Source organism: Umezawaea sp. (genome assembly GCF_036375055.1).
GTDB lineage: Bacteria > Actinomycetota > Actinomycetes > Mycobacteriales > Pseudonocardiaceae > Umezawaea.
In genome coordinates this window covers 1-19,553 of the sequence record NZ_DASUSQ010000090.1, presented here as the reverse complement: position 1 = coordinate 19,553, position 19,553 = coordinate 1, and the positions used below count along the sequence as shown (strand labels likewise).

General features: G+C 71.5%; 20 protein-coding genes. 14 read left to right on the top strand and 6 right to left on the bottom strand.

Annotation, left to right across the window (positions count from 1 at the left end; all coding sequences use genetic code 11):
• The 4 genes from VFZ92_RS24875 to VFZ92_RS24860 form a co-directional block, all read left to right on the top strand.
• The coding region (locus VFZ92_RS24875) for a cytochrome c oxidase subunit I (RefSeq protein WP_330878434.1) at nucleotides 1-1,243 on the top strand (1,243 nt) is incomplete at its 5' end.
• Nucleotides 1,244-1,324: 81 nt separating this feature from the next.
• Complete coding sequence (gene serB, locus VFZ92_RS24870; RefSeq protein WP_330878433.1) at nucleotides 1,325-2,545, top strand: phosphoserine phosphatase SerB; 1,221 nt, start codon at nucleotides 1,325-1,327, stop codon at nucleotides 2,543-2,545.
• Complete coding sequence (locus VFZ92_RS24865; RefSeq protein WP_414719999.1) at nucleotides 2,542-3,279, top strand: peptidyl-tRNA hydrolase; 738 nt, start codon at nucleotides 2,542-2,544, stop codon at nucleotides 3,277-3,279. The genes serB and VFZ92_RS24865 overlap by 4 nt, the downstream gene beginning before the upstream one ends.
• A gap of 9 nt (nucleotides 3,280-3,288) precedes the next feature.
• Nucleotides 3,289-4,695 (top strand): phospholipase D family protein, encoded by a 1,407-nt coding sequence (locus VFZ92_RS24860; protein WP_330878432.1) that lies wholly within the window; start codon nucleotides 3,289-3,291, stop codon nucleotides 4,693-4,695.
• 13 nt (nucleotides 4,696-4,708) lie between these two features.
• Here the strand turns inward: VFZ92_RS24860 and VFZ92_RS24855 are convergent, their stop codons facing one another.
• Both VFZ92_RS24855 and VFZ92_RS24850 read right to left on the bottom strand, forming a co-directional pair.
• On the bottom strand, nucleotides 4,709-6,745 hold the full coding sequence (locus VFZ92_RS24855) for an ATP-dependent DNA helicase (protein WP_414719997.1): 2,037 nt from the start codon (nucleotides 6,743-6,745) through the stop codon (nucleotides 4,709-4,711).
• Between the two features lie 428 nt (nucleotides 6,746-7,173).
• Nucleotides 7,174-7,749, bottom strand: a complete 576-nt coding sequence (locus tag VFZ92_RS24850; RefSeq protein ID WP_330878431.1) for a biotin transporter BioY — start codon at nucleotides 7,747-7,749, stop codon at nucleotides 7,174-7,176.
• 238 nt (nucleotides 7,750-7,987) lie between these two features.
• Between VFZ92_RS24850 and VFZ92_RS24845 the strand changes: the two genes are divergently transcribed.
• From VFZ92_RS24845 to VFZ92_RS24835, 3 genes are all read left to right on the top strand, one after another.
• Nucleotides 7,988-9,853: a translation factor GTPase family protein gene (locus VFZ92_RS24845; RefSeq protein ID WP_330878430.1), complete on the top strand. Its 1,866-nt coding sequence runs from the start codon at nucleotides 7,988-7,990 to the stop codon at nucleotides 9,851-9,853.
• A gap of 538 nt (nucleotides 9,854-10,391) precedes the next feature.
• Complete coding sequence (gene wecB, locus VFZ92_RS24840) at nucleotides 10,392-11,561, top strand: non-hydrolyzing UDP-N-acetylglucosamine 2-epimerase (RefSeq protein ID WP_330878429.1); 1,170 nt, start codon at nucleotides 10,392-10,394, stop codon at nucleotides 11,559-11,561.
• Between the two features lie 202 nt (nucleotides 11,562-11,763).
• Entirely contained in the window at nucleotides 11,764-12,423 is a 660-nt protein-coding gene (locus VFZ92_RS24835) for a hypothetical protein (protein WP_330878428.1), read from the top strand.
• A gap of 1 nt (nucleotide 12,424) precedes the next feature.
• On the opposite strand, the gene VFZ92_RS24830 is transcribed toward VFZ92_RS24835, so the two are convergent.
• On the bottom strand, nucleotides 12,425-12,994 hold the full coding sequence (locus tag VFZ92_RS24830; RefSeq protein WP_330878427.1) for an isochorismatase family protein: 570 nt from the start codon (nucleotides 12,992-12,994) through the stop codon (nucleotides 12,425-12,427).
• Between the two features lie 12 nt (nucleotides 12,995-13,006).
• Complete coding sequence (locus VFZ92_RS24825) at nucleotides 13,007-14,332, bottom strand: nicotinate phosphoribosyltransferase (RefSeq protein WP_330878435.1); 1,326 nt, start codon at nucleotides 14,330-14,332, stop codon at nucleotides 13,007-13,009.
• A 67-nt stretch (nucleotides 14,333-14,399) separates the two neighbouring features.
• Between VFZ92_RS24825 and clpS the strand changes: the two genes are divergently transcribed.
• The 7 genes from clpS to VFZ92_RS24790 are packed head-to-tail and all read left to right on the top strand — an operon-like array spanning nucleotide 14,400 to nucleotide 18,419.
• Nucleotides 14,400-14,699: an ATP-dependent Clp protease adapter ClpS gene (clpS, locus tag VFZ92_RS24820; RefSeq protein WP_330878426.1), complete on the top strand. Its 300-nt coding sequence runs from the start codon at nucleotides 14,400-14,402 to the stop codon at nucleotides 14,697-14,699.
• Entirely contained in the window at nucleotides 14,696-15,253 is a 558-nt protein-coding gene (locus tag VFZ92_RS24815; protein WP_330878425.1) for a DUF2017 domain-containing protein, read from the top strand. The genes clpS and VFZ92_RS24815 overlap by 4 nt, the downstream gene beginning before the upstream one ends.
• The gene (locus VFZ92_RS24810; RefSeq protein WP_330878424.1) at nucleotides 15,250-15,864 is read left to right on the top strand and encodes a P1 family peptidase; all 615 of its coding nucleotides are present in this window, start codon (nucleotides 15,250-15,252) and stop codon (nucleotides 15,862-15,864) included. The genes VFZ92_RS24815 and VFZ92_RS24810 overlap by 4 nt, the downstream gene beginning before the upstream one ends.
• Before the next feature lie 52 nt (nucleotides 15,865-15,916).
• The gene (locus tag VFZ92_RS24805) at nucleotides 15,917-16,372 is read left to right on the top strand and encodes a M67 family metallopeptidase (protein ID WP_330878423.1); all 456 of its coding nucleotides are present in this window, start codon (nucleotides 15,917-15,919) and stop codon (nucleotides 16,370-16,372) included.
• 50 nt (nucleotides 16,373-16,422) lie between these two features.
• A complete protein-coding gene (locus VFZ92_RS24800) occupies nucleotides 16,423-16,695 on the top strand; it encodes a MoaD/ThiS family protein (protein ID WP_259621555.1) in 273 nt (90 codons plus the stop codon).
• A 6-nt stretch (nucleotides 16,696-16,701) separates the two neighbouring features.
• On the top strand, nucleotides 16,702-17,652 hold the full coding sequence (locus VFZ92_RS24795; protein ID WP_330878422.1) for a cysteine synthase: 951 nt from the start codon (nucleotides 16,702-16,704) through the stop codon (nucleotides 17,650-17,652).
• 5 nt (nucleotides 17,653-17,657) lie between these two features.
• Entirely contained in the window at nucleotides 17,658-18,419 is a 762-nt protein-coding gene (locus VFZ92_RS24790; protein ID WP_330878421.1) for an endonuclease/exonuclease/phosphatase family protein, read from the top strand.
• On the opposite strand, the gene VFZ92_RS24785 is transcribed toward VFZ92_RS24790, so the two are convergent.
• Both VFZ92_RS24785 and VFZ92_RS24780 read right to left on the bottom strand, forming a co-directional pair.
• Nucleotides 18,416-19,201, bottom strand: a complete 786-nt coding sequence (locus VFZ92_RS24785; RefSeq protein ID WP_330878420.1) for an inositol monophosphatase — start codon at nucleotides 19,199-19,201, stop codon at nucleotides 18,416-18,418. The two genes, VFZ92_RS24790 and VFZ92_RS24785, sit on opposite strands and share 4 nt — an antisense overlap.
• Nucleotides 19,194-19,553, bottom strand: a 360-nt coding sequence (locus VFZ92_RS24780; protein ID WP_330878419.1) for a hypothetical protein, incomplete at its 5' end; no start/stop codon positions are given. The genes VFZ92_RS24785 and VFZ92_RS24780, both read right to left, overlap by 8 nt.

Below are 19,553 nucleotides of genomic sequence, written 5' to 3'. Positions count from 1 at the left end.
TGGTGTCAACTTCATCACCACGATCGTCTGCATGCGCGCCCCCGGCATGACGATGTTCCGGATGCCGATCTTCACGTGGAACATCTTCGTGACGGCGATCCTCGTGCTCATCGCGTTCCCGGTGCTCACCGCCGCGCTGTTCGGCCTGCTGGCCGACCGACACCTCGGCGCCCACGTGTTCGACCCCGCCAACGGCGGCGTCATCCTGTGGCAGCACCTGTTCTGGTTCTTCGGCCACCCCGAGGTCTACATCGTCGCGCTGCCGTTCTTCGGCATCGTCTCCGAGATCTTCCCGGTGTTCAGCCGTAAGCCGCTGTTCGGCTACCGCGGCCTGGTCTACGCGACCCTGGGCATCGCGGCCCTGTCCGTGGCGGTGTGGGCGCACCACATGTACGCGACCGGTGCGGTGCTGCTGCCGTTCTTCTCCTTCATGACGTTCCTCATCGCGGTCCCGACCGGGGTGAAGTTCTTCAACTGGATCGGCACCATGTGGAAGGGGCAACTGACCTTCGAGACACCGATGCTGTTCAGCGTCGGCTTCCTGGTCACGTTCCTGTTCGGCGGTCTGACCGGCATCCTGCTGGCCGCGCCCGCCATCGACTTCCACGTGTCGGACACCTACTTCGTGGTCGCGCACTTCCACTACGTGCTGTACGGCACGATCGCGTTCGCGACCTTCGCCGGCATCTACTTCTGGTTCCCGAAGATCACCGGCCGCTACCTCGACGAGGGCCTCGGCAAGCTGCACTTCTGGACCACGTTCCTCGGCTTCCACGGCACGTTCCTCGTCCAGCACTGGCTGGGCAACGAGGGCATGCCGCGCCGGTACGCCGACTACCTGGCCAGCGACGGCTTCACCACGCTGAACACGATCTCCACGATCGGCGCGTACATCCTCGGAGCCTCGACGCTGCCGTTCATCTGGAACGTCTTCAAGAGCTACCGGTACGGCGAGGTCGTGACGGTGGACGACCCGTGGGGCTTCGGCAACTCGCTGGAGTGGGCCACGTCGTGCCCGCCGCCGCGGCACAACTTCACCGAGCTGCCCCGGATCCGCTCCGAGCGCCCGGCGTTCGAGCTGCACTACCCGCACATGATCGAGCGCATCCACAACGAGGCGCACGTGACGTTCACCGGCAAGACCATCCCGCACGAGGAGGCCACCCCGGCCCTCTCCGAGATGGCCACGCACGTCGTGGAATCCGGTACGGCTTCCGGCGCTGCCGAACCCGACCACAAGTAACCTGAGCGCAGGTTCAACGTTGAGCCCCGACAGCCGCCATGGCTGTCGGGGCTCTTCGCATTCCGGAGGAGTTCAGTGAACATGGCCAAGGCCACGCCAGTGCTGATCACGGTCACCGGACCGGACAAACCGGGGGTGTCGTCGGTGCTGTTCGCGGTGCTGACGCGCCACGGCGTCGACGTGCTCGACGTCGAGCAGGTCGTCATCCGAGGTCGGCTGGTGCTGGGGGTGCTCGTCGAGGCCGACCACGACCCCGAGGGTCTCCAGGAGGCCGTCGAGCAGGCGATGGCGACGGTGTCCATGCACGTGGAGATCGAGCTGGGCGCGGACTCGAAGCGGACCGCGCGGCTGGAGTCCAGCCACGTGCTGATCGTGCTCGGCCGCCCGGTGACCGCGCGGGCGTTCACCGAGGTCGCGCGCAGGCTCGCGTCGCTCGGTGTGAACATCGACGCGATCCGCGGCGTGGCCGACTACCCGGTGACGGGTCTCGAACTGCGGGTCTCGGTCGCCGAGGACACCGAGGACAGCGACGCGCAGCTGCGTTCGGCGCTGGCCGACGTGTCCGTGCGGGTCGGCCTGGACGTGGCCGTGGAACGCGCGGGCCTGGCCCGGCGGGCGAAGCGGCTGGTCGTGTTCGACGTCGACTCCACGCTCATCCAGGGCGAGGTCATCGAGATGCTGGCCGCGCACGTCGGGTGCGAGGACAAGGTCCGCGACATCACCGAGGCCGCCATGCGCGGCGAACTGGACTTCACCGAGTCGCTGCGCCGCCGCGTCGCCCTGCTGGAGGGGCTGCCGGAGGAGGTGCTGGACGAGGTCGGCGCGAACCTGGAGCTGACGGCGGGCGCCCGCACCACCATCCGCACGCTCAAGCGGCTCGGCTTCCGCTGCGGCGTCGTGTCCGGCGGTTTCACCAGGGTCATCCGGGGCCTGGTCGAGGAGCTGTCGCTGGACTTCTGCGCGGCCAACGAGCTGGAGGTCGTCGATGGCGAGCTGACCGGTCGCGTGGTCGGCGACGTGGTCGACCGGGCGGGCAAGGCCGTGGCGCTGCGCCGGTTCGCCGCCGAGGCGGGCGTGCCGCTGGCGCAGTGCGTCGCGGTCGGCGACGGCGCCAACGACATCGACATGCTCGGCACCGCCGGTCTCGGGGTGGCGTTCAACGCCAAGCCCGCGCTGCGCGAGGTCGCCGACACCGCCCTGTCCCACCCGTTCCTGGACGCCGTGCTGTTCGTGCTCGGCGTGACCAGGGGCGAGGTCGAGGCCGCCGACGCGGCCGACGGCCTGGAGCTGGTCCGGCCGTGAACGAGGTGCTGGACCTGCTCGTCGGCCGCGGCTACTCGACGGACGAGGAAGACCCCGCGCTGGTGCGCGCGATGCCCGTGGTGCTGCGCATCGAACGGGCCGAGCCGCCGACCAGGACCGCGGTACTGGAGGCCGCCGCCGCGGCGGCCATCGCCGTCTGCCTCGACCCCCGCGCCGAACCGGACGGGGAGTGGCACGACGAGGTCGTGAGCTGGGTGCGCGGTCGCATCCGCAAGGTGTCGCGCCGGGCCCGCGGCGCGCACTGGGAGGCCGTCCAGGCGCTCCCCGGCGTGACGATCTCGGTGAACGGGGCCGAGGCGCGGGCGCTGGTGCCCGGCCTGGTCGTGGAGGCGCCGAAGGAGCTGACCCGGTTGCAGATCTCCGGCAGCGAACTGCCGGAGGACGAGCCGGGTCCGGTGCCGGAGGACGTGCCGGTGCTGTGGCTGAACCCGAAGGTGCCGATGACGGCGGGCAAGGCCGCGGCGCAGGTCGGCCACGGCACGATGCTGCTCGCGCCGACGCTGTCGGAGGAGCGGCTGAAGTCGTGGGCGGCGAACGACTTCCGCACCGCCGTGCGCACGCCGTCGGTCGAGAGGTGGCGGGCGCTGCTGGACGCGGGCGCGGTGGCCGTGCGGGACGCGGGGTTCACCGAGGTCGAGCCGGGCACCACGACGGTCGTCGCCGAGTGGCCGGAGGAGCGACCGGATGTTTGGGAAGCGTCCGAATTGGGGTAAAGACGGCCTGTGGGCCTATTCGACACGCTGGACGACCGCCTGGGAGACCGACTGGAGAGCGTGCTGTGCGCTCACCACGATCGGCGTCTGACGAAGCTCGGCTGGGGCGAGGTGCTCGGTGACGGCGTGACGGGGTGGTTCTCACCCCGTTCGCCGGTCCGCCACGGCAACCGGATCCGGGTGCTCGTCGACGGATCGGAAGCCCTCCCGATGATCGCTTCGGCGATCGAGGGGGCCCGGTCGCACGTCCACATCGCCTCGTGGTGCGCGGAACCCGACTTCCGGTTGAGCCGCGAACCGGGCGAGCCGACGTTCGGCGAACTGCTCACCACCGTGGCCGACCGGGTTCCGGTGCGGCTGCTGCTGTGGGCCGGTCCGCCGGTGCCGATGTTCGAGCCGACCCGCAAGCGCGTGCTGCGCAACCAGAAGCGCTTCACGGAGAACAGCGCGGTCCAGTGCGTGCTCGACGCCCGCGAGCGGACGATGCACTGCCACCACGAGAAGATCGTGGTCGTGGACGACGAGGTCGCGTTCGTGGGCGGCATCGACTTCACCGCGCTGGAGGGCGACCGCCACGACAGCCACGAGCACCCGGCCGAACGCCCCATCTGCTGGCACGACCTCAGCTCGCGGATCGAGGGGCCCGCGGTGGCGGACGTGGCCGAGCACTTCCGCAGCCGCTGGACCGAGGTGGCGGGCCAACCGCTGCCGAAGCCCGCGGTCCCCGCTCCCGTCGGAACGTCGTCGGTGCAGGTGACGCGCACGGTGCCGGAGCGCAACTACGACTTCTCCCCGCGCGGCGAGTTCACCATCCTCGACTCCTACCTGCGCGCCCTGCGCAGCTCGGAGCACCTGGTGTACCTGGAGAACCAGTTCCTCTGGTCACCGGAGATCGCCGAGGTCCTGATCGACAAGCTGAAGAACCCGCCGAACGACGACTACCGCGTGGTGCTGGTCCTGCCGCGCAAGCCCAGCAACGGGTCCGACACCACCAGGGGGCAGCTCGGGCGGCTCCTGGACGCCGACGACGGCGGGCGCAGGCTCGTCGCGTCGACCATCCACACGCACGACGGTCAGCACAGCGCGCAGGTGTACGTGCACGCCAAGCTGGGGATCGTCGACGACCGCTGGCTCACCGTCGGTTCGGCCAACCTCAACGAGCACTCGCTGTTCAACGACACCGAGGTCAACGTCGTCACCGACGACCCGGCGGTCGCGCGGGAGACCAGGCTGAGGCTCTGGTCGGAGCACCTGCAACGTCCGGTGAACGAGATCGACGGCAACCCGGCCGAGGTGGTCGACCGGATCTGGCGGCCCACGATGGAGGGTGACGGCAGGCTGACCGAGCTGCCCGGTGTCTCCCGGCGGGCCGAGCGGTTGCAGGGGCCGCTGCGCGGCCTGCTCGTGGACGGTTAGCCGACGCTCCTCGCTACTTCCCGGCTTCCACGGCCGCGTCCAGGCGCTTCAGCGCCGCCCGCACGACCTCGGGGTCGTACGTGGTCCAGTACGGCGGGAGCGACGCCCGCAGGAACCCGCCGTAGCGGGCGGTCGCGAGCCTCGGGTCGAGGATCGCCACGACCCCCTTGTCGTTCATCGACCGCAGCAGCCGCCCGGCGCCCTGCGCCAGCAGGAGCGCGGCGTGCGTCGCCGCGACCGTCAGGAACCCGTTGCCGCCGCGCTCGGACACGGCCTTCTGCCTGGCCGACGCCAGCGGATCGTCGGGGCGGGGGAACGGGATCCGGTCCATGACCACGAGTTGCAGCGAGGGGCCGGGCACGTCCACGCCCTGCCACAGCGACAGCGTGCCGAACAGGCAGCTCCTCGGGTCCTCGGCGAACTTCTTCACCAGCTGCCCGGTGGCGTCGTCGCCCTGGCAGAACACGGTGTACTCCACCTTGTCCCGCAACGCCTCCGCGGCGGCCTTGGCCGCGCGCATCGACGAGAACAGGCCCAGGGTGCGCCCGCCCGCCGCGTTGACCAGACCTTCGATCTCGTCCACGTAGGACGGTGGCAGGCCGTCGCGGCCGGGAGGCGGGAGGTGCCGCGCCACGTACAGGATCCCGCTGCTGCCGTGCTGGAACGGGGAACCCACGTCCAAGCCGGTCCAGCGGATGGGGGCCGAGTCGGACGGCGGTTCCTTCTCGGTCGCGGTGCCCTCGGCCCTGCGGTTCTGGGAGGACGCCGGGAGACCCCACTGGCGGGCGAGCGTGTCGAACGTGCCGCCCAGCGTCAGCGTCGCCGACGTCAACACGGTGGTGCGCTTGCCGAACAGCTTCTCGCGCAGCAGGCCGCCCACGCCCAACGGGGCGACGCGGAGGGTCGGCGCACGGCCCCGGTCGGCGAAGTCGCCGGACACCCAGACGACGTCGCGCTCGTCGTCGAACGCGTCGAGGATCCGCACGGCCCCGTCGTGGACCTCCTCCAGCAGCGACAGCGCCAGCTTGCGGTTGGTCGCGCCCTCGACGTCCTCCTTGCGCTCCGGGCCGAGCGAGGAGATGCACGCGTGCGAGGCGTCCCGCACCGCCGCGAGGGTGCCCGCCAGCGCGCGCGGCAGCTCGTCCATGCGCCCGACCGGCAGGTCCTCCAGCAGCATCGCCAGGCCCTCACTGGCCTCGACCATCCGGTCGGCGACGCTCTGGTCGATCAGCCTGCCGCACCGGCGCGCCGCTGACGCGATGGCCGCCGCGCTCAGCTCCTCGGTGGCCACGGACGTGACCCGGTCCACCAGGTCGTGCGCCTCGTCGATCACGACCACGTCGTGCTCCGGGAGGACCTGGAAACCCTCGATGGCGTCGATCGCGAGCATCGCGTGGTTGGTCACCACCACGTCGGCCTTGCCCGCCTCGGCGCGGGCGCGTTCGGCGAAGCAGTCGACGCCGATGGGGCACTTCGCCACGCCCAGGCACTCCCGCGCGGTGACGGAGACCTGCTTCCACGCCTGCTCCGTGACGCCGGGGACCAGCTCGTCGCGGTCGCCCGTCTCGGTCTCCGAGGACCACTCGTGGAGGCGCTTCACCTCGCGGCCGAGGCGGGAGACCGCGAACGGGTCGAAGAGGGCGCCGTCGTCCGGCTCCTCCGGGGCGCCGGAGTGCAGGCGGTGCATGCACAGGTAGTTGCGGCGACCCTTGAGGATGGCGAAGTTGGGTTCGCGGCCCAGTTCCTTCTTGAGCGCCTTCGAGAGGCGGGGGAGGTCGCGGTCCACCAGTTGGCGCTGGAGCGCGATCGTGGCCGTGGAGATCACGACCGTCGCCTCCTCGGCCACGGCGTGGCGGAGGGAGGGGACCAGGTAGGCCAAGGACTTCCCGGTGCCGGTGCCCGCCTGCACGGCGAGGTGCTCGCCGGTGCGGATGGAGTGGTCCACCGCCTCGGCCATCTCGACCTGGCCCTGGCGTTCGGCCCCGCCTACCGAGGTGACGGCGGTGGCTAGCAGGGCTCGGGTGTCGGGGATCGCGGTCTTGGCGGGCACACCGGAGAAGGTACCCGGAGGGGGTGACGGTTTTGCGGTTGGTGGGGTTCGGGGGGTGCTGGTTCCGGGGGACCCGGTGGTTGCTGGTTCGGGGGACCCGGTGGCCGCTGGTTGCGGTGGATCGGGGTGCTGCCGGTCTGTCTGAACGGGTGCCTGCCGGTTCGTCGGATCGGGGTGCTGGTCCGTGGATCGGGCTGCTGCCGGTCCGTGGGATCCGGGTGCTGCCGGTCCCAGCGGGGTGGCCGATGTGACTCGGGGACCCCTCGATCTGCCCCTTTGACCGGGCTCAAGGGCAGGTGGTGACCACCTGCCCGATCCACCAGGGCAAGGGGCAAATCCCCCGAGCAAACTCGGCCTTGGTTCAGGGAAGGCCCTGCGTTGCCCTTGCTGGGTCTTTGTTGGCCTGTGTTGGGTCTTTGTCGTGGTGGCTACTTGGTGCGGCGGACGAGTGCCCAGGCTGCTGGGAGCAGGCCTGCTGCCGCGGCCACCTTGAGGGCGTCGCCCAGCAGGAACGGGATCACGCCCACCGCCAGTGCCCTGCTGAGGTTGATGTCCACCGCCGCCATGAGCCACGGGACGCCGAAGGCGTAGATGACCAGGTTGCCGAGGATCATGGTGCCCACCGTGCGCAGCGGGGTTCGGTCTCCTCCGCGGCCTGCCAGGGTGCCCACCAGGGCTCCTGCGAAGACGAAGCCGACGACGTAGCCGAGGGAGGCCGGGGCGCCCGATGCTCCACCCTGGAACCAGGGGACGCCTGCCGCGCCCGCGATCAGGTAGAGGAGCATGGACGTCGCTCCGCGTCGCCAGCCCAGCGAGGCTCCCACCAGCAGCGCGGCGAAGGTCTGGCCGGTGATCGGTACCGGGCTGCCCGGCACCGGGAAGGCGATCTGGGCGGCCGCACCGGTCAGCACGGCGCCCCCGATGACCAGCGCCACGTCTCGGGCGATGGAGCCGGGCACGAAGTCGGCCAGTACCGCACGGCGGGGAATGGCTAGCACGGACACGGAGACCTCCCGGTGTGGTCGCGGCAACGTCAAGGCAGGTTAACCGGGGGTTGGGGCTCGGAGCCCCGTCCGCATCGACAAGTTGCGAACCTCACGCTCGTCGGGGGCCGGTTATTCGGTTGCGGTCGTTGCTACCTTCGAGTTTTGGTCGCCGATTCTGGGAGAGACGGCATGTCCCGAAAGACCTGTGTTGCGCCGGTTCCGCACGTGACGACCGAACACAGGGGACACGCACGTCATGAAGACCGTGAACATCGGGATCCTCGCCCATGTTGACGCCGGGAAGACCAGCCTGACCGAACGGCTGCTGCACGCCACGGGGGTCATCGACCACGTGGGCAGCGTCGACCGCGGCGACACCCAGACCGACACCGACGACCTGGAACGTCGACGGGGCATCACGATCCGCTCGGCGGTCGTGAGCTTCACCGTCGACGACGTCAAGGTCAACCTGATCGACACCCCCGGCCACCCGGACTTCATCTCCGAGGTGGAACGGGCCCTCGCCGTGCTCGACGGCGTGGTCCTCGTCGTCTCGGCGGTGGAGGGCGTCCAGGCCCACACCCGACTCCTCATGCGCACCCTCGTCAGGCTCGGGATGCCCGTGCTGGTGTTCGTGAACAAGATCGACCGCCGCGGCGCGCGGTACCTGGTGCCCGACCTGCGCGCGCTGGCGTCGGGGATCGTCCCGCTGAGCACCGTGTCCGCCATCGGGAGCGCGGACGCCTCCCCGGTGCCGCGCGGGTTCGCCGCCGACCTGGCCGAGCACGACGACACGTTCCTGGCGCGGTACCTCGACACCACCCTCACCTACGACGACTGCCGGGCCGAGCTGGCCAGGCAGGCCACCACCGGTCGTCTGCACCCGGTGTTCTTCGGCTCGGCCGTGACCGGGGCCGGGGTGCCGGAACTGGTCGACGGCATCACGCGGTACTTCCCGCTCAACTCCCCTTCGGACGGTCTGCGCGCGACCGTGTTCAAGATCGACCGCGACGGCACCGCCTACGTGCGCCTGCACTCCGGCACGCTCGCGCCGCGCACCCGGGTCGACCACTACCGCGGCGACACCCGGTCCACCGGCCGCACGACCGGGGTCTCGGTGTTCGACCGCGGTGCCCGGTGCCGGGACGGTGCGGCGTCCTCCGGTGACATCGCGAAGGTCCGGGGCCTGCGCGGCATCCGCATCGGGGACCAGTTGGGCGCCCCGCACGCCTTCACCGACCACGGCCTCTTCGCCCCGCCGACCCTGGAGACCGTGGTCAGCTCGCCGTCACCCGGCCTGTACGAGGCGCTGGAGCGGTTGTCCGAACAGGACCCGTTCATCAACGTCCGCAAGGGGGCGGACATCGTCGTGTCGCTGTACGGCGAGGTCCAGAAGGAGGTCATCGCGGCCACGCTCGCCGACGAGTACGGCATCCCGGTGGACTTCGCCCCCACCAGCGTCGTGTGCGTGGAACACCCGGTCGGCACGGGTGAGTCGCTGGCGGAGATGGGGCCGGACAACCCCTTCGTCGCCACCATCGGCCTCCGCGTGGAGCCGGGTGCGGGGCGTTCGTACGGGATGGAGGTCGAACTGGGCTGCCTCCCGCTGGCGTTCCACAAGGCCATCGAGGACACGGTCCTGGCGACGCTCGACCAGGGTCTGCGCGGCTGGGCGGTCCACGACGTCCGCGTGACCCTCACCCACGCCGCCTACTCCAGCCCGGTGTCGGTCGCGGCCGACTTCCGCAACCTGACGCCGTTGGTGCTGGTGGAAGCCCTGCGCCGGGCCGGGACCACGGTGCTCGAACCCGTCGCCCGCTTCGACCTGGAGGTGCCGGCCGACACCGCCGGGCCCGTCCTGGCCGCCCTCGCGGCCCACGGCGCGGTGCCGGACACCGTCACCGCGGCGGACCCGACCTGCCTCGTGGACGGCACCATCCCGCTGCGCACCGTCCAGGAGTTCACGCGGGTGCTGCCGGGCCTGAGCCACGGGTCCGGTGTGCTCGTCAGCCGCTTCGACAGCCACCGGCCGGTGGTGGGCGTGCCGCCGCGCAGGCAGCGGACCGACGGCAACCCGCTGGACAGCAAGGAGTACCTGCTGCACGTGGTGAGGCGGGTCTAGGGCACGGGGGCGGGGGTGACAGTGACGCTCTGCCCAGATCGGGTTGCTGGTCGCACAGGAATGTCGAGCCTTCTGCGCGGGTAGATCCCGATCGCGTCGATTCCACTTTCGGGTTGGGACGTGCCCGGCGTCGTCCCAGCCCGGCCACCCGAGGGCGTCCGGTGCCGAGCCGACCGGGAAACGCCCGAAAGAGTCACCTGAAGGGCCATCGGTCAGGTTTGCGCTGGTCATTACCCCCGGATCGGGTGATGAGAAACCTCCTTCACGGCCAGGTCATCGACTTTGGGTGGCCCCTGCTGGGCGAAGTGGGTACACGCCGTCACTCCTTACGGGCAGTAACCCTTAATCCGACGGGGTGTCCGCCGATGGTGAGTTGCCAGCCGCACGAGTTGTGGAGAGCACCGCCCCGCCGCGAGGAGGCACGTCCACGACCCGATCGGCCCAGGAGCGCCCGAACGCGCGTCGCGCCGCACCCGGTAGCCAGCGGACGGTCCGGCCCGCCCCCGCCGGACCGTCCGCACCCCCCGAGAGGAGAACGGTGACCAAGGAAATCCTGCTGCTGGCCGGTACGAGGCCGGAGGCGGTGAAGATCGCCCCCGTCGCGCTCGCGCTGGCGGGCCACGCGGTGCTCAGGCCGACGATCGTCCACAGCGGACAGCACAGCGAGATGGTCGACCAGGCCCTCGACGCGTTCGGGCTCGTGGCGGACGTGGTGCTGGACGTGCCGCGGTGCGGCGGCGAGGCCGAGCTGGTCGCGGGCCTGCTGCCGGAGTTCGACCGGGTGCTGGCCGAACGCGCCCCCGCCGCCGTCGTGGTGCAGGGCGACACGTCGACCACGCTGGCGGGCGCGCTCGCCGCGTTCTGGCGCGGGATCCCCGTGGCGCACCTGGAAGCGGGGCTGCGAACGGGTGACCTGGCCGGGCCGTTCCCCGAGGAGGGGACCCGGCAGATGATCTCCCGGATCGCCTCGCTGCACCTCGCGCCGACGGACGAGGCGGCCAGCGCGCTGAGCGCGGAGCACCCGCCGGGCAGCGACATCGTGGTCACCGGCAACACCGTCGTGGACGCCGTGGTGAGGGTCGCCGCGGCGGGCCTGCCCGCCAGGGACCCCGACCTGGCGGCGCTGGAGCGGGAGCTGGACGTGACCGGCGGCAGGATGGTGCTGGTCACGGCGCACCGCCGGGAGTCCTGGGGCGCGCCGCTGCACCGCGTGCTCACGGCCGTGCGCGCCATCGCCGACCGGCACCCCGACGTCGTCGTCCTGCTGCCCGCGCACCCGAACCCCGTGGTGCGCGCCCAGGTCCGCGAGGTCCTCGACGGCCACCGCCGGATCGTGATCACCGAACCGCTGGACTACTCCGACCTGGTCCGAGCCCTGGCCCGCGCCTCGCTCGTGCTGACCGACTCCGGCGGCATCCAGGAGGAGGCGCCGTCGTTCGGCGTGCCCGTGCTGGTGCTGCGCGACTCGACCGAGCGCACGGCGGCGGTGGACGCGGGCAGCGCGTGGGTCGTCGGCACCGACCCGACCCGCATCATGGCCGAGGCGGGCTGGGTGCTCGGCTCGCGGCTGCGGCTCCCGCTGGGCCGCAACCCGTTCGGCGACGGGCTCGCGGCCGGGCGCGTGCGGGCCGCGCTGGAGCGGCTGCTGGGGCTGGCCCCTGTCACCAGGCCGATCCGCTGGCGCGACCAGTTGGCCGTCAGCGGGTGAGGATTCCGGCAACTGCCGTGACAACCAGCGCGCGGTGAACTCGGTCGGGTACAGCAGTTCCCCCAACGAGTGACATGGGGTGCCGAGCTGTTAGCGGTAGACCCATCCCCGATCAATCATTCGACGAGGGGTGGAGCCGCCGGTGTTCGGCACTCAGCGGACCTGAACGGCTTTCGGGGGAACTGTGGAAGGGGAACACCAGATGAACAGCACCACCGCACGCCGTGCGGGAGTGGTGGCGTTCGGGATCGTCGCCGGACTCGTCGCGTCGGCCGCGCCCGCGCTGGCCGCCAACCCCGCCGGAGCCGCCTCGCTGGGCTTCGTCGAGTTCAGCAAGGCGGGCAGGAAGGCCTCGGTGCCGCCCCAGGCGCCGTGCTCCGTGGACGGTCCGACGTCGAACTCCGCGCAGGCCGTGACCGACCAGCCCGGCGTCAAGTTCGGCGGCGGCACGACGTCGTGCACGACCAGGGTGGTCACGGACGACACCACCGAGTCGACGTCCGAGGCCAACGGGCAGGCGTTCGAGCTGTCCGCGCTGGTCTCCGAGGGCGGTCCCAGGCTGAAGATCGGGTCCTGGAAGGCCGTGTGCGTCGGCAAGGAGTCGGGCACGGACGCGGGCTGGCAGCTGGGTGGCCTCTCCGGCTTCACCGACCTGCCCGCCCAGATCCCGACGAACCACGTGCACCGGGTCAAGAGGTCCGACGGCGTCGTGCTCGCGAACGTGACCTTCAGCGAGGTCGTGCTGCCCGAGCCGAACGACGGCGGCATCGCCATCAACGCCGTGCACTTCCGCTTCACGCCCGAGTCGGGCGTGACCGGTGAGATCGTCCTCGGCGCGGCGGCCTGTTCGCCGACGCCGTAGCTCAGCCGACGCGGGGGTCGCCGCGCAGGACGACCCCCGCGTCCCGCAACCTCCCCAGCGCACCGTCCACGGTGGCCGCCGAGACGCCGGCGGTCAGGTCCAGCAGCACGGTCGTCGCGAACCCGGCCCGCGCGGCGTCGATCGCGGTCGCCCGCACGCAGTGGTCCGTCGCGATGCCGACGACGTCGACCTGCTCCACGCCCCGCTCCCGCAGCCAGTCCACGAGCTGCTCGCCGCCGCCGCTGCTGCCCTCGAAACCGGAGTAGGCGGCCTCGTACGCGCCCTTGGAGAACACCGCCTGCACGGCCGTGACGTCCAGTTCCGGGTGGAACGACGCACCCGGCGTGCCCGCGACGCAGTGCACCGGCCACGAGTCGACGAAGTCGGGCGTCTCGCTGAAGTGGCCGCCGGGGTCGACGTGGTAGTCCCTGGTCGCGACGACGTGGTCGTAGTCGCCCTCCGCGATGTGCGCGGACACCGCCGCCGCGACGGCCGCGCCACCGGCCACCGCCAACGACCCGCCCTCGCAGAAGTCGTTCTGCACGTCCACGACGATCAGCGCCTTGGTCACCGGAGCTCTCCTCTACAGAAACGTCGTCGGGATGGCGGGCTCGCCGCGGGACAGCTTCAAGCCCTCCCACGGAACGGTGACGAGCGCCGCCCGCAGCAGTTCGCGGCTCTGGGCCAGCGTGGGCACCTGGTCGGTCGGTTGTCCATCGCGCAACAGGGGGACCTGGAGCAGCCGGTCGTGCTCGCCGGTCTCCGGCTGCTCGCCGAACGGGAACACGACCTCCTCCAGGGCGGTCCCGGTCTCCTTGTGCCTGCGCAGCGCGCCCTTGCGACCGCCGCGCGACTCCTTGTGCGAGCTGCGCTTCGCGACCGGGCGGCCGTCGACCTCGACCAGCTTGTAGACCATGCCCGCCGTCGGGGCACCGGACCCGGTGACCAGCGACGTGCCGACGCCGTAGGAGTCGACCGGCTCGGCCCGCAGCGCGGCGATCGAGTACTCGTCCAGGTCGCCCGACACGACGATCCGGGTGTTCTTCGCGCCCAGGGAGTCCAGCTGCTCACGGGCCTGGCGGGCCAGCACGCCGAGGTCGCCGGAGTCGATCCGCACCGCGCCCAGCTCGGCGCCCGCGACCTTCACCGCGAGGGCGATGCCGTTGGTGATGTCGTAGGTGTCGACCAGCAGCGTGGTGTCGGCGCCGAGCGCCTCGACCTGGCTGCGGAACGCCTCCTCCTCCGTGTCGTGCAACAGCGTGAAGGCGTGCGCGCACGTGCCCGCCGTCGGGATGCCGTGGCGGCGCCCGGCCTCCAGGTTCGACGTGGCCGTGAACCCGGCCAGGTACGCGGCCCGCGCGGACGACACGGCGGCTTCCTCGTGCGTGCGCCGGGAACCCATCTCGATCATCCGGCGGCCGTTCGCGGCGCCGACCATGCGCGCCGCGGCCGAGGCGATGGCGCTGTCGTGGTTCAGGACCGACAGGGCGAGGGTCTCCAGCACGACGCCCTCGGCGAACGAGGCCCGCACGGACAGCAGCGGCGAGCCGGGGAAGTACAGCTCGCCCTCGGGGTAGCCGTCGACCTCGCCGGTGAACCGGTAGTCGGCGAGCCACGCCAGCGTCCGCTCGTCCACGACGTTCGCCTCGGCGAGCTGGGTCAGCTCGGCCTCGCCGAAGCGGAAGTCCCGGATCGCGTCCAGCAGGCGGCCCGTCCCGGCGACCACGCCGTAGCGCCTGCCCTCGGGGAGCCTTCGGGCGAACACCTCGAAGACGCAGGGCCGGTCCGCCGCGCCGTCGCGCAGCGCGGCGGCCAGCATCGTCAGCTCGTAGTGGTCGGTGAGCAGCGCGGTCGACATGGTTCGAGAGCCTAAGCGGGTCCTGCTCCGCTGCGCAGCGGATGGCTCTATGGAGTGCGCCACGGTTAGTCGCCCCTCGGGGCGCCACCGGAGCGTGGGCCATGACACCATTGGCGGTATGACCACGCCCGTCGAGCATGAACGGACGCAGGTGCAACCGGAAGGCGTGGAGGTCCGCGCCGAGGACAGGCCATGGCAGGCGGTGGTCTGGAACGACCCGGTGAACCTGATGTCCTACGTGACGTACGTGTTCCAGAAGCTGTTCGGCTACAGCAGGGACCAGGCGACCAAGTTGATGTTGGACGTGCACCACAAGGGCCGGGCGATCGTGTCCTCGGGGACCAAGGACAAGGTCGAGGTCGACGTGAAGAAGCTGCACGCCGCGGGCCTCTGGGCGACCATGCAGCGCGCGTCGTGAAGAAGTGGAGCCGCGACGGCGACATCGTTGTCGGCCGTTTCGACCGCCAGGAGGCGGCCGTCGTGCGCGGACTGGTCAGCCAGATCCAGGACATGCTGATGGCACGTGCCGAGGAAGCGCCGCAGGACGAGCTGTCCGAGCTGACGGGCATCCGAACAGGTCCGTCGACAGCGCCGGACGACCCGATCCTGGGCAGGCTGCTGCCCGACTTCCACCGCCTCGACCCGGACGCGCCCGACCCCGGTGACCTCGACTCGGCCGCCGCGCTGCGCTCGCTGCACGAGCCGGAGCTGCTGGACCTCAAGACCGGGGTCGCGGGTGTAGTGCTGGACACCTGCCCGCCCGACGGCGGCGAGGTCCGGTTGCGGCCCGAGCAGGCCGAGGCGTGGCTGGCGTCGCTGAACGACGTGCGGCTCGCCCTGGGCACGGCCCTGGACGTGAACGACGAGATGCCGGAGGAACTGCCCCCGGACGACCCGCGCTCACCGCACCTCGGCGTCTACCACTGGTTGACCTGGGTGCAGGAGACGCTCGTCGAAGCCGTCATGGCGTGATCGGCGGCCTGTTCGTCGGCCGCTCCGGCGGCGTGACCGTCGTGCTGGCGCCCTGGGGCGCGGCGGCGGGCGTCGACACCCGCGGCGCGCCGCTCGGCACGCGGGAACTGGACCTGCTCGACCCGCCGAACCTCGTGCGGCGGGTGCACGGCGTGTGCGTGCCGTCCGGCGGCCCGAGGGGGCTGGCCGCCGTGGACGGCGTCGTGCGGTGGCTCGCCGAGCGGAACCACGGCCTCCCGGTCGGGTCCGAGCCGCACCAGGTCGTGCCGCTCGTGCCCGCCGCCGCGGTGCCCGGCGGTGCCCCGTCGACTTCGGACGACGGGTACGCCGCGTGCACGGCGCCGGTGGAGTGCGGGCCGCCGGTGACCGTCGGCGAGCACACCATCGGCGGGTTCGCCCTGGCGGGCGTGGGCGTGATCGCCACGGACGCCGTCCTGAGCAAGGCCGAGTGCCGCCGGATCGCCGTCTCCGCCCACGACGGCCTGGTCCGCGCGGGCCACCGGGGAGGGGCGACGGTGTTCGTCCTCGCCACGGGTGTGGACGGCGTGACGTCCCCGGTGGACCTGAACCAGCTCTGCACGGCCGCACCGGACCTGTTCGCCCCGGTGTAGGTGCGCGTTCTCACAACGCGGGACACCTTCCCCCACCACGTAGGATGGACGTGTGTTGGTGATTCGCCGTGACCTGGTGGACGCGATGGTGGCGCACGCCCGTCGCGACCACCCGGATGAGGCATGCGGGCAGATCGCGGGGCCCGAGGGATCGGACCGCCCCGAGCGGTTCGTCCCCATGCTGAACGCCGAGCGCTCGCCGACCTTCTACCGCTTCGACGCGACCGAGCAGCTCAAGGTGCACCGGGAGATGGAGCGCAACGACGAGGTGCCGGTGGTCGTGTACCACTCGCACACGGCCACCGAGCCGTACCCGTCGCGCACCGACATCTCCTACGCCCAGGAGCCGGACGCGCACTACGTGCTGATCGGCACCGCGGACCCGGACGAGCACGAGCTGCGCTCCTACCGGATCGTCGACGGCGTCGTGACCGAGGAGCCGGTGCAGGTCGTCGAGTCGTACATGTTCGCCCACACCGGTGTAGACGACACCCCCGACGGCTCCTGAGCGCCGTCCCGCGCTCGTTCGCAGTCCCGTCCTCTCTCGGAGGTTCTCGCATGGCCATCACCGTTTCCATCCCCACCATCCTGCGCACCCACACCGGTGGTCAGAAGTCCGTCGAGGCAGCGGGCACGACGCTCGCGCAGGTCATCGACGACCTGGAGGCCAACCACGGCGGGCTGAAGTCGCGCCTGGTCAAGGAGGGCACGCTGCACCGCTTCGTGAACGTCTACGTCAACGACGAGGACGTCCGCTTCTCCGGTGGGCTCGACGCGGCCGTCAAGGACGGCGACAACGTGACGATCCTCCCGGCCGTCGCGGGGGGCTGACCACCCGTGGCCCGGTACGACTCGCTGCTCGACGCCCTCGGCGACACCCCGCTGATCGGTCTTCCCCGGCTGTCGCCGTCGGAGAACGTCCGCGTCTGGGCGAAGCTGGAGGACCGCAACCCGACCGGCTCGATCAAGGACCGCCCCGCGCTGGCCATGATCGAGGCGGCGGAGCGCGACGGGCAGCTCACGCCGGGCTGCACGATCCTGGAGCCGACCTCGGGCAACACCGGGATCTCGCTGGCCATGGCCGCCAAGCTCAAGGGCTACGGCCTGGTCTGCGTGATGCCGGAGAACACGTCGACGGAGCGCAAGCAGCTCCTCGCCGCGTACGGTGCCAGGATCGTCTACTCGCCCGCCGCGGGCGGCTCGAACCAGGCCGTGGCGACCGCGAAGGAACTGGCGAAGCAGAACCCGGACTGGGTGATGCTCTACCAGTACGGCAACCCGGCGAACGCGCTCGCGCACTACAACGGCACCGGCCCGGAGATCCTGCGCGACCTGCCGACCATCACGCACTTCGTGGCGGGCCTGGGCACGACGGGCACGCTCGTCGGCGTCGGCCGGTACCTCCGCGAGCACAAGCCGGACGTGCAGGTCGTCGCGGCCGAACCCCGCTACGGCGAACTCGTCTACGGCCTGCGCAACCTCGAAGAGGGCTTCGTGCCCGAGCTGTACGACGCGTCCGTGCTGACCGGCCGGTACTCGGTCGGCTCGTACGACGCCCTGCGCCGCACCCGCCAGCTGCTGGAGACCGAGGGCATCTTCGCGGGCATCTCGACCGGCGCCATCCTGCACGCGGCGCTCGCCGTCGCCGAGAAGGCGGCGGGCACGGGCGAACCGGCCGACGTGGTGTTCATCGTGGCCGACGCGGGCTGGAAGTACCTGTCCACGGGGGCGTACTCCGGCACCCTGGACGAGGCCTCGGAACGCCTCGACGGCCACCTCTGGGCCTGACCGGGATGGCGGTCGAGGTCACCTTCGCCACGTGGAACGTCGGCGGGGGCGTCACCGGCGCGTCGCACCAGCGCCACGGCGTTCCCGACCTGGACCACCACGCCGGTGTGCTCCGGCGGTTCTCCCCGGACGTCGTGTGCGTGCAGGAGGCCCACGAGTACGACCTGGGTCTCGGGCAGACGGCCGACCTCGCGGCGAGGGCCGGGTACCCGCACTCCGTCGCCGTGCCGATCAGCCCCTCCCACCTCGCCGACGACGCGCGCCTGTCGCTGGGGGTCCTGTCCCGGTACCCCGTCGCGGACCTCACCCACGTCCGGTTCGCCAACCCCGGACTGAGCGCGGTCGGTCCGTCCGGTGAGGACTGGTCCATCTACGACAAGGGTTACCTCAAGGCGACCGTGGTGATCGCGGGGCGGCCGGTGACCGTCGTGAACGCGCACTGCTTCCCGCTGCACCACTTCGGCGCGTCGCCGACGGAGGCGCGCTTCGCCCCGATGTGGGAGGCGTTCGGCCGTGACCTGCTGGCCACCGCCGCGGCGGCGCCGGTGCTCCTGGCCGTCGACCTGAACCACCCGTCCGTCGAGGACCTGCTGGGTGGCGTCGTGGGCGAGGGCGGGTACTCCACCGCGTTCCGGGACGTGCCGACGACCCCGAAGGGCGTTCAGCAGGACCACATCCTGCACTCCGGCGCGTTCCGGCTCCTCGACACCCGCGTGGTGCCCACCCTGGGCGACCACTCCTACTGCGACGCGCGACTGGCCTTCTAGGACGGGAGCAGCGGGAGCAGTTGGGTGGCGACGTCCGCGGACCGGGCGGCCACGAAGGAGATCGGGTCGCCGAACCGGTCGAAGTCCACAGCCAGCGGTCCGCCGTGGAGGTCCAGCACCACGCCGCCCGCCGATTCGACCAGGAACACCCCTCCACAGGTGTCGAGCACGCTGCCGCGGTGGCACAGGACCGCGTCGATCGACCCGTTCGCCAGCAGCGCGAGGTCCAGCGACGGCGCCCACAGGTTCACCACCCGCTTGCACGTGGAGGCGAGGGTCTTCGTCACCTGCTCGGTCCACGCCTGGCCGTCGGCCGAGTAGTTCGTGACCACCGAGACGGTGGCGCGGGAGAAGTCCGTCGCCACGCGGACCGACGGCACGAACCCGTGTGCGGCCGTGGCGCTGAAGTCCCGGCCGCCGATCGGGTCGAAGATGGACGTGAGCACGACGTCCCGGCCGTGGACCAGGGAGATCGCCGTCGAGAAGTGCGCGATCCCGTAGCCGAAGTTGTTGCTGCCGTCGATCGGGTCGACGACCCAGACGTGCTCGGCCGCAGGCCAGGCGCCGCCCGGCTCCTCCTCGGTGACCCGGCCGTACGACGGGAACCCGTGCGCCAGTTCGTCGAGGACGATGCGCTGCGCGACCAGGTCCGCCCGGAGCTGGACGTCGTTGTTGCCCTTGAAGCGCACGACGTCGCGCCGGCCGAACTGGGAGCGGATCGCGTGCCCGGCCTTGCGCCCCGCCGCGCGGGCGACGGCGAGCTGCCGGTCCAGGTCACTCATCGGCGGTTCGCTCCCGTGCTCGCGGCTGCCGCCGGATCTTGTACTCCTCCGCGAGGATCGCGGGCCCGACCGCCCCGGCGGCCGTGGCCAGCACGCTCGCCACGGCGGGCCACAGCTTCGCGATCCCCTGGTTGGCCACCAGGGCTTGCAGCACACCGAACTGCGCGAGCGCGAGCAGCACCACCCCGACGGTCAGCACCGACATCCACGCCGTGGTCACCCAGCTGCGGTGGGGCCGTGCGGGCCGGGCGCTCCGCGACCGCTCCGGGACCTGGAGGAACGCCTGGCGGAGAGCGGCCCGCTCCCGGTCCAGGTGCGGTCGGGCGATCAGCGCGGCCACGCTGCGGTCGCT